General features: G+C 59.9%; 10 protein-coding genes. 5 read left to right on the top strand and 5 right to left on the bottom strand.

Going from position 1 to position 14682, the window contains the following annotated elements:
- Positions 1-1816, top strand: a 1816-nt coding sequence (locus VF629_RS07210) for a Tn3 family transposase (RefSeq protein WP_331057788.1), incomplete at its 5' end; no start/stop codon positions are given.
- An 80-nt stretch (positions 1817-1896) separates the two neighbouring features.
- Here the strand turns inward: VF629_RS07210 and VF629_RS07205 are convergent.
- Together VF629_RS07205 and VF629_RS07200 are read right to left on the bottom strand one after the other, a co-directional pair.
- A complete protein-coding gene (locus VF629_RS07205; protein ID WP_331057787.1) occupies positions 1897-2328 on the bottom strand; it encodes a hypothetical protein in 432 nt (143 codons plus the stop codon).
- Between the two features lie 12 nt (positions 2329-2340).
- Complete coding sequence (locus VF629_RS07200) at positions 2341-3138, bottom strand: hypothetical protein (RefSeq protein WP_331057786.1); 798 nt, start codon at positions 3136-3138, stop codon at positions 2341-2343.
- 334 nt (positions 3139-3472) lie between these two features.
- On the opposite strand from VF629_RS07200, the gene VF629_RS07195 reads away from it, so the two are divergent.
- A complete protein-coding gene (locus tag VF629_RS07195) occupies positions 3473-3874 on the top strand; it encodes a helix-turn-helix transcriptional regulator (RefSeq protein WP_331057785.1) in 402 nt (133 codons plus the stop codon).
- A 562-nt stretch (positions 3875-4436) separates the two neighbouring features.
- On the opposite strand, the gene VF629_RS07190 is transcribed toward VF629_RS07195, so the two are convergent.
- Complete coding sequence (locus VF629_RS07190) at positions 4437-4856, bottom strand: hypothetical protein (protein ID WP_331057784.1); 420 nt, start codon at positions 4854-4856, stop codon at positions 4437-4439.
- A gap of 62 nt (positions 4857-4918) precedes the next feature.
- Positions 4919-6454, bottom strand: a complete 1536-nt coding sequence (locus VF629_RS07185; protein WP_331057783.1) for a hypothetical protein — start codon at positions 6452-6454, stop codon at positions 4919-4921.
- A gap of 698 nt (positions 6455-7152) precedes the next feature.
- Here VF629_RS07185 and VF629_RS07180 point away from each other — a divergent pair.
- Together VF629_RS07180 and VF629_RS07175 are read left to right on the top strand one after the other, a co-directional pair.
- The gene (locus tag VF629_RS07180) at positions 7153-10845 is read left to right on the top strand and encodes a P-loop NTPase fold protein (protein ID WP_331057782.1); all 3693 of its coding nucleotides are present in this window, start codon (positions 7153-7155) and stop codon (positions 10843-10845) included.
- Positions 10846-11156: 311 nt separating this feature from the next.
- Positions 11157-11471, top strand: a complete 315-nt coding sequence (locus VF629_RS07175; protein ID WP_331057781.1) for a hypothetical protein — start codon at positions 11157-11159, stop codon at positions 11469-11471.
- A gap of 24 nt (positions 11472-11495) precedes the next feature.
- Here the strand turns inward: VF629_RS07175 and VF629_RS07170 are convergent, their stop codons facing one another.
- On the bottom strand, positions 11496-13415 hold the full coding sequence (locus VF629_RS07170; RefSeq protein WP_331057780.1) for a glycosyl hydrolase family 18 protein: 1920 nt from the start codon (positions 13413-13415) through the stop codon (positions 11496-11498).
- A 221-nt stretch (positions 13416-13636) separates the two neighbouring features.
- On the opposite strand from VF629_RS07170, the gene VF629_RS07165 reads away from it, so the two are divergent.
- The gene (locus tag VF629_RS07165; protein ID WP_331057779.1) at positions 13637-14674 is read left to right on the top strand and encodes a DUF4157 domain-containing protein; all 1038 of its coding nucleotides are present in this window, start codon (positions 13637-13639) and stop codon (positions 14672-14674) included.
- Positions 14675-14682: the final 8 nt, after the last annotated feature.

The following is a 14682-nucleotide window of genomic DNA, read 5'->3' as shown; positions in this document are numbered from 1 at the left end:
AATTCTGCGCCGCGTGGCCTACGAAGGCGCGGCCGATAGCCCGCTGGCGCTGGCCCTTACCCAGTACCGGGCACGGGATGGACAAGTAGGCAGCCAGCCCCCGACCGCCTTCCTGAAAGCGGCCGAGCGGGCCGCCCTGGCACAAGCCGAAAGCCCCGTTTCCCTTTACAAGGCCCTACTGGCCGGCCACGTAGCCGACCACCTGAAAGCCGGCAAGCTGAACCTGGCCCACTCGCTGCGCTACCGCCCCTTCGATGCCTACCTGCTGGACGCCGCCACCTGGGAGCGGCAGCGAGACGCGTTGCTGGCGCAAACGGACCTCGTGCACCTACGCCAGCCCGGGCCTTGGCTGGCCGGGTTACAAGCCAAACTGGCCACCGCCTTCGCCCGCACCTGTGAGCGGCTGGACGCCGGCACCAACCCCGGCGTAAAGACGCGCGCCAACGGGCGACCCCGCTTCCTGACGCCGGCCCGGCCCCTGGACGAGGACGCCCCGGCACCGCGGACGTTGTTCCCCGGGCCAGGGCTGATTTCGCTGCACGAGGTGCTGCACACGGTCAACCAGCAGTGCCGTTTCACCGACTGCCTCGCCCACTGGAGCCCGCGTAATCGGCCGGCCCGACCCGCGGAGCGGGTCTTCTTCGCCGGGGTCATGGCCTACGGCTGCAACCTGGGCCTGATGCGCATGGCCCACGCCACCAAGCACGTGGCCCAGTCCGCGTTGGAAAATACCGTCAACTGGTATTTCTCGCTCGACAACCTGCGTCGGGCCAACGACGCCGTGGTGGCCCTGACCGGCAAGCTGCCCGTTAGCCGCCTCTTCAAACGCCACCCCGAGGCGGTGCACACGTCCTCCGATGGCCAGAAGTATTACGTGGCCGTCGATTCGATTCACGCCACGCGTTCTTACAAGTATTTTGGCCAGGAGAAGGGCATCGTTTCCTACGGCTTTCTCGACGACCGCCACCGGCTCTTTTACTCGACCACCTTCAGTTCGTCCGAACGCGAGGCCGCCTATCTGGTGGATGGGCTGCTGCACAATGAGGTGGTGGAGTCGACCATCCACAGTACCGATACCCACGGCTTCACGGAAGTCAATTTCGCCCTCACCGCCTTGCTGGGGATTGAATTCGCGCCGCGCATCCAATCCTTTCAGGAACAGCAGCTTTACGCCTTCGCCGGCCTGGACGTGCCCGACCTGACGGCTTACGGTCTGGCGCCGGTCAAGCACATCGACCATGCCCTTATCGAGGCCCAGTGGGATACGCTGCTGCGGCTGGTGGTGAGCCTCAAGCACAAGCACGTGACGGCCTCTACGCTGCTGCACCGGCTCAATTCCTACTCGCAGCAGCACCCTGTTTACCTGGCCCTGCGCGAACTAGGCCGGGTGGTGCGCACCGAGTTTCTGCTCCGCTACATGGACGACCAAAGTCTGCGCAAGCGCATCGACGAGCAGCTGGACAAGCTCGAAAGCACGCATACCTTCGCCCGGGCCGTGTTCTACGGCCAAAACGGCCAGATTCCCTACGCCGGCAAGGAAGAGCAGCAGGTGGCTGACGCCTGCAAACAGTTGGTGCAGAATGTGATTGTGTGCTGGAATTGTCTCTACTTAAACCAGTACTTATTTCTGGCCCCGGCGGCCGAGCGCCAGCAGGTAGCCGGCGCCATTGCGGCTAGTTCGCCCGTGAGCTGGCAGCACATCAACCTGCACGGCGAATTCGACTTCTCGGACGAGGCCCTTAAAGACTCTCTCCGCTTTGATATCGAAGCCCTGTTGGCTTTCAACTGGGAGCACACCGCTACCCATCCCGATTAACATTTGTACCAAACTTTTAACCAAGGCCACTGGTCCGTTAGGCTAAATTGGTGCGCGTGGGCGTCAACCCAGCGGTCCGCTCAGCTAGGGCGCGGGCGGTTGGCCCCGCGGAGCGGGAGTAGCGCCTCCAACTCGGCGGCGGTCAACTCGCCGGTTAACTGCCGCCACCGCGCGCCCAGGCGGGGGTTGAACTCGCCGCTGATCCGTTCGGTGCCTTCGTCTACGCGCAGGCTGGCGAACAGGACTAGGTGTTCGGTGCGGCGGTGGTCCAGTGCGAGGGTCTGGTAGGGGAGAGGCTGCGTGAGCCGCGCCTGTGCCTCCGCTATCGCGGCGTACTGCCCGCCGCCCGCGTGGCTGCGCAGGAGGACGGCGTCGAAAGCCAGCTCGAAGGTCAGCCGGGGCGCGGCCGGGGGCAGGCGGCTCAGCGCCTGCGCCACGAGGCGAGCCTCCAGCGGGGTGAAGGTCGGCGCGAACGGGCCGAACAGGCTCACCAAAAAATCACTCTCGGTCATGGGATGGGGAGGCTACCCTTGGCGGAGGAAACGCAATGCGACGCCGCCGCAATCGTCCGGGTCCCGTGGTGCCGCCCGGCGGGGCCGCGGCGCCACGCGCGCTGGGGGGCCGGCGGGCACGGGCGCGTTCACCCGGTCCCGGCAGGCGCCGCACTGGGTGGCGACGGGCCCCGCCTGCGGGCCCGGGTCGTGGGCCAGGTAGGACGCGGGGTCGCCGCAGCGCGGGAGGGAACCGCCCGCGTCGTAGTAGTGCCGGGGCGCGGCGTGCAGCGCCGCCGAGCGCCAGCCGTCCGTGTGGGCGGATACGGGGGGCAGTTGCCGCTGATAAGCGCGCAGATCCGCCTCGCTGAGCACCAGCCGCCGGGGGGGCAGCAGGTGCGTGAGGGCGTGCAGGATTCCTTCATGGACCTGCGTCAGCAACGGGCGCAAGGCGTCGGAAGGGAACGGCTGGCCGGCGTCCAGCCCGGCCAGCACCGGCTGCAGGAGCCAGTGAAGGGTAACCAGCGGCTGTCGGGCCTGGGGCAGCTTTTCGTCTTGAAAGATGTCGCGGAACCCTTGTACCGGAATGTCCGCGTTATCGGGGGTCAGCACCCACGCCAAGTTGAAACCCATGTCTTGGTAAAAGTGAAGCACTGCGGCCAGGACTTCTGTGCTCCCACGGCCCGTGCTTTCCAACCGGGAATAAGCTGCGGGCGACACCCCGGCCTTCCGGGCCAGCAGGGCACGGGGCCAAGCATCGGGTACCAGGGACTCCGCAGCCATTATCGCCCGGAGTAGGGTGAGGCGCTCAGCAAGAAGGACAGCATTCATAGGAGAAAGGAGGAAAGCATGAGGCGGTCAACCGTGTGAGTTCCTGTTTTAGGTAGTTCGCTTGTTGTCCTCGACCCGCTGTGGCACCCAATGGAAAGGAGGGACTCGGGGCGGCTCGATGCAGTAAGAAGGCTAGTGGCAAAGGATCGGAATAGGCTGAATGAACGAAAGGCGTGGGAGCACGTGGCTTACGTAAGGATGAAAAGCCTGATTTTACGGTAATATACAGCACTAAAGCCTATTTTATAGGCTTAATTTCTAGTAAAATAATGCCAAACAGCTGTAAAATACAGATTTATAAGTGGTTAATTTTGTGCGATTTAACGGTTACCGCATGTATTTTGCTAAAAACCTGCGCTTTTTGCGACGTAAAGCCGAGTGGTCCCAGTCCGACCTAGGGGACAAAATCGCTACGGATTACAACACAATTAGCCGGTACGAAAGCGGAAAATCAACCCCCAAGCTGGAGGCCCTAACGAAGTTGGCGCGCGTGTTTGACGTAAGCATCGAAGAGCTTCGCAGCGTTGACCTGACCAAGCCAGCTGGGCCTGGGCAAGTGGAAGAGCCAAGTGCAACTTACCCGATTTCCGGCCGCCGACCCGCCTCGAGTGCGACGAGCCAAGCAGTAAAGCACCCGTTGGTTGTCTCCATTGAATTAGACGGGACGGTGGCCTCGCTGGAGCGCGCGGTGGCCCGCCTCACGGCCATTAATGACGTGATTGCGGCAACGAACTAGGCGCGTTCGTGCCTGGCGCTGCACTCCAATGTTCCGTTCAAAATCGGCCACGATTCGTGACGAATGCCGCCGAAAAAGCTAGTTCCTTGAAAAGGTTACGGTGCAGTAGCGACCCGCAAAACTATACACCCGGCCAAGGGGTGGGTTACCAGCCATATGTCAGCACCGCGCAGCTGAGTAGAAAGAGCACGGCCAGCAACAGCGTCCAAGCGGTCTTCTGCTCGGCCGGCATCTTTTTCAATCGTTTACGCCACGGCGACCTCTTGCGTCGGCTCACTCCGGTTGTGCTCATGATGTAAAATACGTGCATGCCCAATTTAGTAGCCAACTGGTTAGCGGCGCCAGGCTTCGCAATGGGGGACCATCGGTCTACGATTTCAGCGCCTGCAGGTATCGGTATACGTCAGTACTGACGGAGTCCACGGCCAAAACGGCCTGGCGAAGTTGCGGGCGCTGTTCTGCCCGCTTAGTTGTTGCTGATATACGCGTGGATTCCCTCAGCTTCCCCAATGCATCATGCACTTCCGTGGCGGGTCGAATCAAAAGGCTTGTTGCGATCCGCTCAGGCCAGCAATAGTCCTCCCAAAGCACGTTTTGCACTGATTGGTTCTCCTTGCGCATCCGTAAAGTAGACATATACTGCCGCAGCTACCCCCCGGCTATTAAACTGCAACGACCTCACGAAAAATCGCAGGGCGATGTCTTGATCTCCCTGAAATATGGGAGTGTCAAAAGCCAGGGCATTGACAAAGTCGTTGGTGTTGGCTAAGTCATCTTCCCACGGGCGACAACTCTCGCTGGCACAAGCTAGGACTAGGTCGGATTGTACCGTTGTGGCGACAATCACTGAGGCTTGTGAAAGAGGTTGATCCGAAAAGAATTCGAGTTCCAACGTTTGAACCAGTCCCGGATCCGGAAAAAAGGTGAGGGGACCGGCAGCGATAGCGACCCCGTTTAAGGTAATGTTGCCGAGCGTAATCATGCGTCCTGATGGTTTAAGGTTCTCCGTACAAGCAAGCCGACTTCAGAGAGGATATTGGCTTATTATGGCAGAATACCTTTAACGGCTTTGAATTTTTCACCCACCCACCCCAAGATTTCCGAGTTTAGCGACAGTCCGACGTAAGGAGCTTGTTTGAGCACGCCCCGGGTCGAACTTTCGACGGAGTTCGTGGCCGGCAATTCTTTGATGCGGTACAGCATGCTGCCAACCGTCAGGCGCACGGCCCCACCGGCTACCTTGTTGTTACGCAGGCCCAAGCCGAGCAACAAGGGGCGCTTGCTCTCGTCGCCGAAGAAGCCCCGAAAATTTTCTTCGTCATCGGGCACCCGGAAGCCGAGGCCAATGAGCAGGGAGGGTTCCCAGCGTATCTGCGGGTCATCCATGTCCCCGGGCCATATTTTGATGTTCAACGATGCCGTGGGCATGGCCTGCTTAAATCGCGCGGTATAGGCCACCCCGCCATCCACCGAAATGTGGTAGGGCAGCCGCTCGCGTAGTGTTTGCACGAACAGACTTGACTCTCCAACCGAGGCGATGGCAATGGTAACGGGCAAACGGAGGTGACGAGCGCTTGCGGCGGCCAAGGCAGCCGCTCGCGCCACCGTGCTCAGTGATGCCCCGCTGGGTGCAAGCCGAAAGTATTGCTTAATAGCGGCGTATGCCTGCTCTTGTCCGGGACTTTGCAGCAGGGTAGCGCTGGCGAGGGCGCGATCCAACTCCCGGACGTCAGCCGCTCTCAAGTTGGGCCGCTGGCGCATTTGCTTGAGCCAGCCCAACGTGCCGGACGCAAAGGGTGACAAGTTACCGCTAACCACAAAAGCTTCGGTTTGCGAACGAATGGCGGGGTCCGCGCTTGCTCGCAGCCGGCGAATCGCCCCTTCAAAAGGATCGAGTAGCTGTTGCTCAAAATGCCGCTGCACCTCCCGCTTGCTGAGGTACTCATTGAAAAATCCCAGGATTCCCTCCAAGGGCACGACTTGGCTCAACTGGGTGGCCGGCTCGCCGTTGCGCAGCACAAGTCCCGCGGTGCACGCGTTGGGGGGGAGCACCTGCCGCAACGATTCGGCGATCGCAACGGAATCTAATGCTCGTTTAACCCGGGCGCCCAGCCCCTCACCGGCGGCAGGGGAAATGGATGAGCCCGCCGGTAGAGCAGCAATCTGCCCTTGCAAGCCCTTTTCAATGAGGGGGGCGAGCGCCTGCGCAATGGCTTGTTGCAGTCGTTGCGTGGTGGCTTTATAGTAATAAGTGATGCCAAACAGGTAAGCCCGGCGATAATATAACTGCGGGTGGGTAATTGAAACGGGAGCCTGGTCAGTGCCCATTTGCCGCCCAAGGTCCTGATAGAGAATATTGTCGGTGTTGGCACGGTGCAGATCGCGCGCTCGGCTGATTAGCTCGCAGTTAGCGGTCGTGCTGTTCGCGTCGAGTAGCGCCTGCAGCGTTGGATCAAGTTCTTTGACGAAGCCAAAGCTTTCCAACCGCACTTCAACTAACGTATCGCTGGTAATGGGCTTGACGAACGTGATGTCGAATGCAGTCCCGACGGGGGGCAGGCGGGAGAAATTGCCGGACACCGGTGAGAAGTACAGGTTGGGTACCTGCGCCGCCACCCATACAGGAACGAGCAGGAGCAGAGCTATTAACAGGGAAGGCCGGGTGCCCCCGGAGGCTATTAACTGGCGTAGATGGCTATGCAACATAACGTACCTGCTGGGAAAGCTTACGAAGTATTAAGATATGCAATCCTTCAGCTATTTACATCAGTACTAGCACGGATTTTTAACATCACGGCCTTTTTAAAATTCAATTAAGGCCTCGGTAAGTTGGTAATCGTGAAAGAGCGCATTTATAGCCCATACTTTGCTGTCTGCACTAGGCTCTTCATATCCGATAGGCCCAAGAGCGCGCGGATAAGGTCTTCCTACTCGAGCACGCGCCCCTCTAACCAACCGGAGCAGGCCGCATCCAATTCTGACAAACTATCTACTGGTGAAGAGCCGGCTTCAGCCCTTATTCATACACAGGCGGCGGTCTGAAGGCAAGTGTTGGTCAGCATGCCCCCTTGGCGCCATTCCTAAGCTTAAGGCACAGCGCTTTTTATTGGAGCCTATTTGCCTTATAATTACCCCTTGAGCGTCCGTGTCTAAGTTAGCTACCTCGCTGATTGGGCGAAGGGGCAGCCAATTGCAGGGCCTACCTCCTCAAATTATTGATTTAAGCCCCCATAATGGAAGAAGCGTCGAACAGAACGAGCCGCCCCACTTCGAGCCCAATGGACTTTGGGTATTCTTCCTCCAGGGAAAGGAGCAGGTTTTTTGCCATTTACAACCGGCACGAACCAGAGGCTGTTACCGTTTTAAACCAGCTGCAGTCGCATGACCTGGTGCTCGTCGGGCAGCAGCCCGAGAGCAACGAAGCCGCCGCTTTGAAGAAAAGTTATGCCGCGGATATGGGAGGGGCCAGGGCGGGGGTGGCCATACTGGGCCGGGCCGGCTGGGATAAGGATAACCTGCTAGAACTGGGCTTGGCCCGTGGGATGAATGTCCCCATTGTGCTGCTCCTTTTAGACGGCGTAACGCCCGATTTCTTTGAGCAATACCGTCCTTACTTGGACAGCGATGTTTTCATTGATGCGAGAGCGTCCGGAGCCCTGCCGCGCCTAGCGCAGTTCCTGCGTTCGCCGAATGAACGAAATCAGGCAATTGCCTCGCTTGAGATACCTATTCCGGTTCAGGAACAATTCCAAGGCGACGAGGAACAATTCCGACCCGACGAGAATGGCCAACCGGTGAGTGAGGCAGTGCCCCCCACGGATTCTCCGCCCTTTCAAATCGACAGCCGGTTTGAAGGAATTATCGGGGTCTTCGTTGACGGTGACGAACTCGCTCGTGCAGACCAACTGCGGCGGTTGGACACCTTGCCTACGGAGGCCCGTGCGGGTCTGGCGCAGCGGCTGCGCCACGAGTTGCAAATTCGTTTTAGCACCGATTCGGACGATTTTTCAATCACTTCCAATCGCCCACCACAGGCGCTGCCGGCCATCCGGTCCTGGCTTTACAGTGCCTTGATTCACTGCGATGCCGAAGGGTTGGAAAGCAAGGCGTTCATTCTGCGACGCGTCGATCCCTCAGAAGAAACCGACGATACGGTGCGCTTCTGGATGCTGGCCGAACTCTACACCGTGCGGTCTTCTTACTTGATGGAAGTCCAGCGTAAATGCCTAAAAGATCCGGTTGCCCAAGTTTCGCGGTTGGCTATGGTCCTCGGCCTTGAACAAAACCCCGGTGACCTGCGCCGGCTGCAAAACGAGCTTAGTAACAGGGGGCTGGCCTGGCCCGTGCTTCGCGCACTGCGCGTGGTGGCGGTTCCCCAATTAGTGGAGCCGGTGTGTCAGCTGTTCGCCGAGACTTCCCCCGACCAAGCACTTGCCTACGACGCGATCTACGCGCTGGCCCACCCGAAAATGATTCCAGCGGCAGTGGCGCCCTTAATCCGGCTGCTGGGCCTCGAAAAACTGGTTGGGTACGTGCTGCGCGTAGCACGCAAGGCCACCCCCTCCGCCGTACGCGCCTTCACCCGCCTGCTGGCTGCTTTTGATGCCGCGGGCGTCGCGACGGCCCTCGCCGAGGCCGAGAACGACCCCCAAATTGGCAGGATTGCGCAGGAAATAAACCGCGTCCTGCCCGCCGGGCCTGAGCCGTTGCCAGACGCTTCCTTCCTGCCCGGCTACCGCCCCGATACGGCCACGCAGGGGCAGGACTTTCTCGGCATTCAAGAAGACGTCCGCACGTTGACGGCCGTGATGCTGGCGCGGGAGGTGACGCCTCCTTTGGCCATCGGGCTGTTCGGGGACTGGGGCACGGGCAAGAGCTACTTCATGAAGTCCATGCAGCGCGAGACGCAAGCCCTCACCCAAGCCGAGGACGCAGCAACTCGAACGGCCTACTGCGCCAACGTGCTGGAAATTGAATTCAATGCCTGGCACTACGTCGACACGAACCTGTGGGCCAGCCTGGCCAGTGTCATCTTCAGCAAGCTGGCCCACCATTCGCAGCAGCGCCTGCAGCCGGAAACGGAGCAGCAGCAACTGGACGCGCGCCTGAGCCGCGCTCAGCAGACCATTGCCGAACACCAGCAAGCCAAACAGCAGACCGAAGAAAAATTACTAACCCTGCAGAATCAGTTGGCCGTGCTGGAACGGGACCGCACGCAGAAAAAAACTTCGCTCTGGGAGCTGTCGCCCGCCGCGCTCGCCAGCCTGTTTACCGATGACCCAGAGCTGAAAGCCCGGCTCGACCAGACGGCCGCGCGGCTGGGCCTGCCGGCGGCCTACAACAGCGTGGCGGACTTGTCACAGGCCGCGGCCGACGTGCGCACCAGCTGGGGTCGCTTTTCGGCCCTGGTGTACGCCATTGGGCATTCGCGCAACCGTTACTTGTTGCTGGCAATCATTGCGTTTATCCTAGTCGGCATCCCGGTTATCAGCGGCGTGCTGGAGCAACACTTCCCGGACCAAATGTTCGTCAAGCTCGCCGCCTGGATTGGCCAGTTCGGCGCGGCCGCCGCGGCCCTGGCCACCGTGATTGGCCAGGCCCTCACCAAGGTGAACGCCGGGATTGCCACCGTGACGGAAGCGAAGCAGAAAGCGGAAAAAATTCTCGCCCAGTCCCAGCGGGAGCAATCTCCGGAAGAAATTGCCATCGCGACCGAGATAGAAAAGCTTGAGCTAGAGCGCGGGCAGGAAGAGAGGCGGCTGGAGGCGGCGCAGCAGGAGGCGGCCGCCGCCGCCAACGAACTGCTGCTGCTGAAGGAGAAACTGAGCTTGGCTTACTTTCTAAAAGAGCGCAACCGCTCGGAAGACTTCACCAAGCATTTGGGCCTGATCACGGTCATCCGGCGGGATTTTGAGGAGTTGGCCAAACGCCTCCAGCAGGCCCGTGACGACGAGGCTCAAAAGGCGGGGGCGGTCGACCGCATCGTGCTCTACATTGACGACCTGGACCGTTGCCCCACCAAAACGGTGATGGACGTGCTCGAGGCAATCCATCTACTCTTGGCGTACGAACTGTTTGTGGTGGTGGTCGGCGTAGACCCGGCGTGGCTGCAAAACTCGCTGCACGCCACGCATTCTATCTTTCAGGCTGGTCCCGATAGGCCAGAGTTGGAGGCCGGCTTGCAGCAGCCCACGCCGCAGAAATTCCTGGAGAAAATCTTCCAGATTCCGTTTTGCTTGCGCCCCATGACCGCCAGGGGCTACGGCCGGCTGATGGGCAATCTGCTGGCCCCTCATCTGGCTGCCGCTGCTTCGGCCAAGCCCCCGGTTGCCCCCGCGGAAGAGCCCGCGGTCCTGGCCGCTGCGGAGCCCGCTTCCGCCACGCCGACCGGGCTTACCGCGCCCTTGGCTGCGCCAGTTCGCGAACTCGCCCCGTCGCCTAGTCCTGAACCGGTGACGGAGCGCCCGGCCGTTCCCACTTTTGCCGTGGCGGTTGAAGCGCTTACCATGCAGCCCTGGGAAGCGCAGTTTGCCGAAAGCCTCTACGAATTCATTCCCAGCCCGCGCGCCGCCAAGCGTTTTGCCAACATTTACCGCTTGCTCAAAGCGGCCCTGCGGCGGGAAGACCTGCAGCAGTTCGAGGGCACCGCCGCCGCGCCCGGGACGTTTCGCGTGCCCATGGCCTTGCTGGCTTTTTTGGTGGGTTGTCCCGAGGAAGCCACCGCGCTCTTTCCGCGTCTGCAGGACCATGCCGCCGCCGGCCGCGACATGCGCAAAGCCTGGGTGGACGACCCGACCCCGGAGCCTTCTCTCGACGAATCAACCGTTGGCGATAAAGTAGCGCGGCTCGTCAACCGGATTGATTTTCCCTTGGTCCCCGAGCTCTACCAGGAATGGCTACCCCGGGTGGCCCGCTTTTCTTTTGCCCTTGGCCGTACCGTCAAGCCCGCCGGGGAAACAGTCCCGGGCTGACCAACTGCATCACAAAGGAATCAGGGCCGGAATCATGGTGGCGGTTCAAGTAACGACTGACGCATTTTTCCCTGCCACATGCACCTTACAACCTGCTTTCAACTCGGGGGAGGCTATCTCCAGAAACGGCCGTAAGCAGTTGGCCTATTGCTGGCGCAACTGTATCTCTTTCCGGCCAATACAAGGTTCGTAGCAAGCGTGAGCACTCATAAGCAAAAAAGCTTGCGCGGGCTGTTCGGTAACGGCATCACCCAAGTGCGCTACCATTTAAAGAGCGTAATTGGCGGAGAATTTTAAAATGCCTGTCTGGAATGAAAATAACTGCCCGGGAGATACTATGGCTGGTTGCTGCATTACTTGTCTCCATTCCCTTGGCGTGGGGACTGAACGAGTTTTTAGAGTCAGATTATACCATTCCCGATGTCACCAATATTCTACACAGCTCGTCGGAAGGTTCATCGGGTACTGCTGTCCTGACGGCAGACGAAGCAGGCAGCTCAGCACCGGCAATCAACTTTAACCAGCTAATCCTGCTCTACTGCCTTTCGGTTGTGGGGTGCTACGTGGCCCGATTCTCCTCCGCGGGAGCACGCCTGCTCGTGGACAAATTGCCAGAAGACCTTTGAAACGGCAGTCCCATGCCCCTCGGGTTAGGGCTGCGCGCGGGGAGGGCGTAAATTGCTGTAGACAAGCACGACGACGAGCATGCACACGAGGGGAAATCCCCGGGCCAAGAGCTTGTTTTTATCGGGTTCTACCAACAGCAGCACATAGGTGCTGAAAATCACTAGCCCGAGGGCAAGTAGCAGGCCAGTCCTCACGAGTCGGGTGCGAAAGGGAAGGATGTGGCGAAGGTTGCGCGCAATGCCGAACCCAAAGCCCAGAAGGGCGAATCCAAGCATTAAAGCCAGAATGAAAAGTATGATGTTGGCCTGCTCATGCCCTTCCAGGAGACCGTGCAATATGGAAGCTTTCTTTTCCACTTGAGGTGCGGGCTGAGCCCGCTTAGCGGCAACCCCAGCCCTCTGCGGAGCTAGAACCAAGCCCGCCCGAACAAGGGGCTCGGCCGTGGTCGAATCGGCCTCGTAGCCCAGGGCCCAGATGCCGACCCCGCCGAAGCCCTGCTGCCGCAGCCACTGGTACTTGGCCGCCAGGGCCAGGGCGTCGTCCACCCGGCCCTCCAGGTGAACTGGCGCCAGGCCAGCGGCGGCCGAATCCGGATTGGTCCTGAACCGCACGTACACGCTGCCGCTGGCCGCGTCAAGGGTTTTGCTTTGCACTGGCCATGTTTGCCACACGTGGTTGGCCACGTACCGGAAAGGGGCGGGCGGCAGCTTGCGAAGCGATGGCTTGCGGCTGGCTGGGGAGGCCGGGCTGGACGGCACTTCCCGCCAGACTTTGCCGACCTGGGCAAACGTCACTAACAACTGGGCTGGCGGTATTCCGCCCCTTTGGTAGTAGCGCAGGGAGGTTTCTATCGAGGACTGGCCCCACACGTTTTGGGTGCGCAGGGGGGCAATGGGCCCCGGGGCCACCGGCCGCGGGGAGGTGTAGTCATACGCTTCCAGCACGAAGAGCTGCACCAGCGGAGCCAAATCGGCGAGGCGGGTGTAGGCGGCCGCGCTGTCCACGGCCGGCACGGTGAGGGTGAGGACGTAGGCGGGGTTCTGCTGACGCAGCACCTGCACCAGGTCTTCCACGAAGTCTTGCAGCACAGCCCGCGGGGGCGCCATGCGCTGCTCGAAGGCCGCCAGCTCGCCGTGGTAGCGGGCGAGGTTTTTTTGGTGGGCCTTAGCTCGTTTTCCCAGGGCGGCTTCCTGCGGTTTCAGGTTTTTGTCGGGGGCCTTGTTTTTTGGGTCCGCGCTGGGCGGCGCGAGCTGGGCAAGCTCCTGCTGCTGCTGCACATTGAAAAAACGAATGCTATCGGCCCGAATCTGCTCGCGGGCCTGCACCAGGGCCACGAGCTTCTTTTGCAGGCTCGCTTGCAGACGAGCTGCTTCGGCCGGGCCATAGCGCTTGGGCGCGGCGGCGCGGCGCGTAAACGAAAAATCCAGGTTGACCCCGTCGGCTTTGGCCTTGCCCACCTGCGCCACGATGCCCTGGACCAGGGCCTGCCGCTGGGCCGTGTGGGTGGTGTCGAAGAGGCTGGCGCCCGCCGCCGGCTCTTGGTAGCTGATGCTGAGCAGCACCTTGCAGCTTGCCTTGCTCTGGTGGGCCGCCTGCACCAGGGCGGCGGGGTTGCCGGTGGGCAGCAGCAGCTCGCCCTTGGAGTTGGCTTGGTAGCCATGGTAGGCCACGTGCGAGAGCAGCGAGTAATTGTAGTGCCCGTAGGTGCTGTCGGGCAGCCAGTAGGGCAGCCAGCCGAACACCGACACCCCAGGGCTGAGCTTGTAGGCCACTGGCCGCGCCTCCTTGGCCGCTGGCCAAGCCGGTTGCGGGGCGGCGGTATACAAGGCTGGGTCTTGCAGGGAGGGCCTCTGGCCAGTAACTGGGCCCACGAAAAGCAGGCTGACAAAAACGAGCAGAAACCAGGCCTTGAGCATCAGACGGTAGAATAGAGCTTGGCCCACGCGGCCAAAGTCGCCGTGTAGGCAGCAAGCCAGGCAAGAACAGAAAACCAGGATTTGCCCGGAGGAAATAGCACTCCGAACCGCCGCAGTGGCAGCAAACCTAAACCACAATTAGGCAACTTGTTGCAAGTTTGCCAGGTTGAGAACGATTTGGAGAGCAATACGGGCCGCGCAATGTACCTTGCCCGCCCCTAACCAGCCGCTTGGGCGGCCCCGCGCTCATGAAATCTGCCGCCCCCCGTGCTACCGTTGACAAAGTAGATGCACCTGCTACCAGCAAAGGCGCGGCCATGGTGGACAACCGCGCCGTGGCCGTGGCCCAGCGGCAGGCGCAGGAAGCTATTGACGCCAGCCCCCGGCAAGTGGCCCAGCGCCAGCAAGCCGAAGCGCTAGCGCCGCGCAAGAACATGACCGGCTTGCCCGACAACCTGAAAGCGGGGGTGGAAAACCTGTCCGGCTACTCGCTCGATGACGTGCAGGTGCACTACAACTCGGCCAAGCCGGCGCAGCTACAAGCCCATGCCTACGCGCAGGGCACGGACATTCACGTGGCCCCGGGGCAGGAGAAGCACTTGCCGCACGAGGCGTGGCATGTGGTGCAGCAGAAGCAGGGACGGGTAAAGACTACGATACAGATGAAGGGCGGGGTAAACGTGAATGATGATGCAGGGTTGGAAAAGGAGGCAGATGGGATAGGAGGGGATGCCCTTGCTTTTGTTAGTAACGCGGACGGAAACATTTCAGAAGAAACTCTGAAGAAAAAAGGACCTACACAGAAACTTATCCAAAAAATGAGCAAACCAATTTTTGGTGGTTTTAATGGTATGGACGCGATTAATGATGAGTCTGAATCAGATGATGAATCTGATGCAGAAATTGATTGGGCTGGCTTTTCAGCTGATGAGCTTTTGGATGACCTGTTTGTTCAAAATCATTTTGCTGCTGATTTAGATGAGGCGAATCAGATAAATTTAAGAAGGGCAGTACCGGTCTGTACAGTAATAAATGCCGCTAATAAAGATGCTTTTGCCGAGGAGATCAGGCAAAGAAATGAATTAAATTATTTCCTTGATAATAATCAAGGAAATATTCACGATAGTGAAATAGAACTATCTGGGTGGGAATTTACTGACGGTAATGCACAGCCTGTAATATTCTTTGGCCGTATAACATACGCTGTACGCTCTGTGAGGATGATGGATTCAAACTATACTGCTGTATCAGTTTATTCAGTTTCCCATCTTGAAGGCCGTGTTTAGTAACTAAC

It is taken from the genome of Hymenobacter sp. (assembly GCF_036388155.1).
In the GTDB taxonomy this organism is placed as follows: domain Bacteria; phylum Bacteroidota; class Bacteroidia; order Cytophagales; family Hymenobacteraceae; genus Hymenobacter.
Note: the sequence above shows the minus strand (reverse complement) of the source record. Positions and strands in the feature narration are given on the sequence as shown.

Coding starts and splice junctions, on each gene's coding strand:
- VF629_RS07200 (WP_331057786.1), bottom strand. CDS start 3,138: ATGAATGCTGTCCTTCTTGCTGAGCGCCTCACCCTACTCCGGGCGATA.
- VF629_RS07195 (WP_331057785.1), top strand. CDS start 3,473: ATGTATTTTGCTAAAAACCTGCGCTTTTTGCGACGTAAAGCCGAGTGG.
- VF629_RS07205 (WP_331057787.1), bottom strand. CDS start 2,328: ATGACCGAGAGTGATTTTTTGGTGAGCCTGTTCGGCCCGTTCGCGCCG.
- VF629_RS07175 (WP_331057781.1), top strand. CDS start 11,157: ATGAAAATAACTGCCCGGGAGATACTATGGCTGGTTGCTGCATTACTT.
- VF629_RS07165 (WP_331057779.1), top strand. CDS start 13,637: ATGAAATCTGCCGCCCCCCGTGCTACCGTTGACAAAGTAGATGCACCT.
- VF629_RS07190 (WP_331057784.1), bottom strand. CDS start 4,856: ATGATTACGCTCGGCAACATTACCTTAAACGGGGTCGCTATCGCTGCC.
- VF629_RS07180 (WP_331057782.1), top strand. CDS start 7,153: ATGGACTTTGGGTATTCTTCCTCCAGGGAAAGGAGCAGGTTTTTTGCC.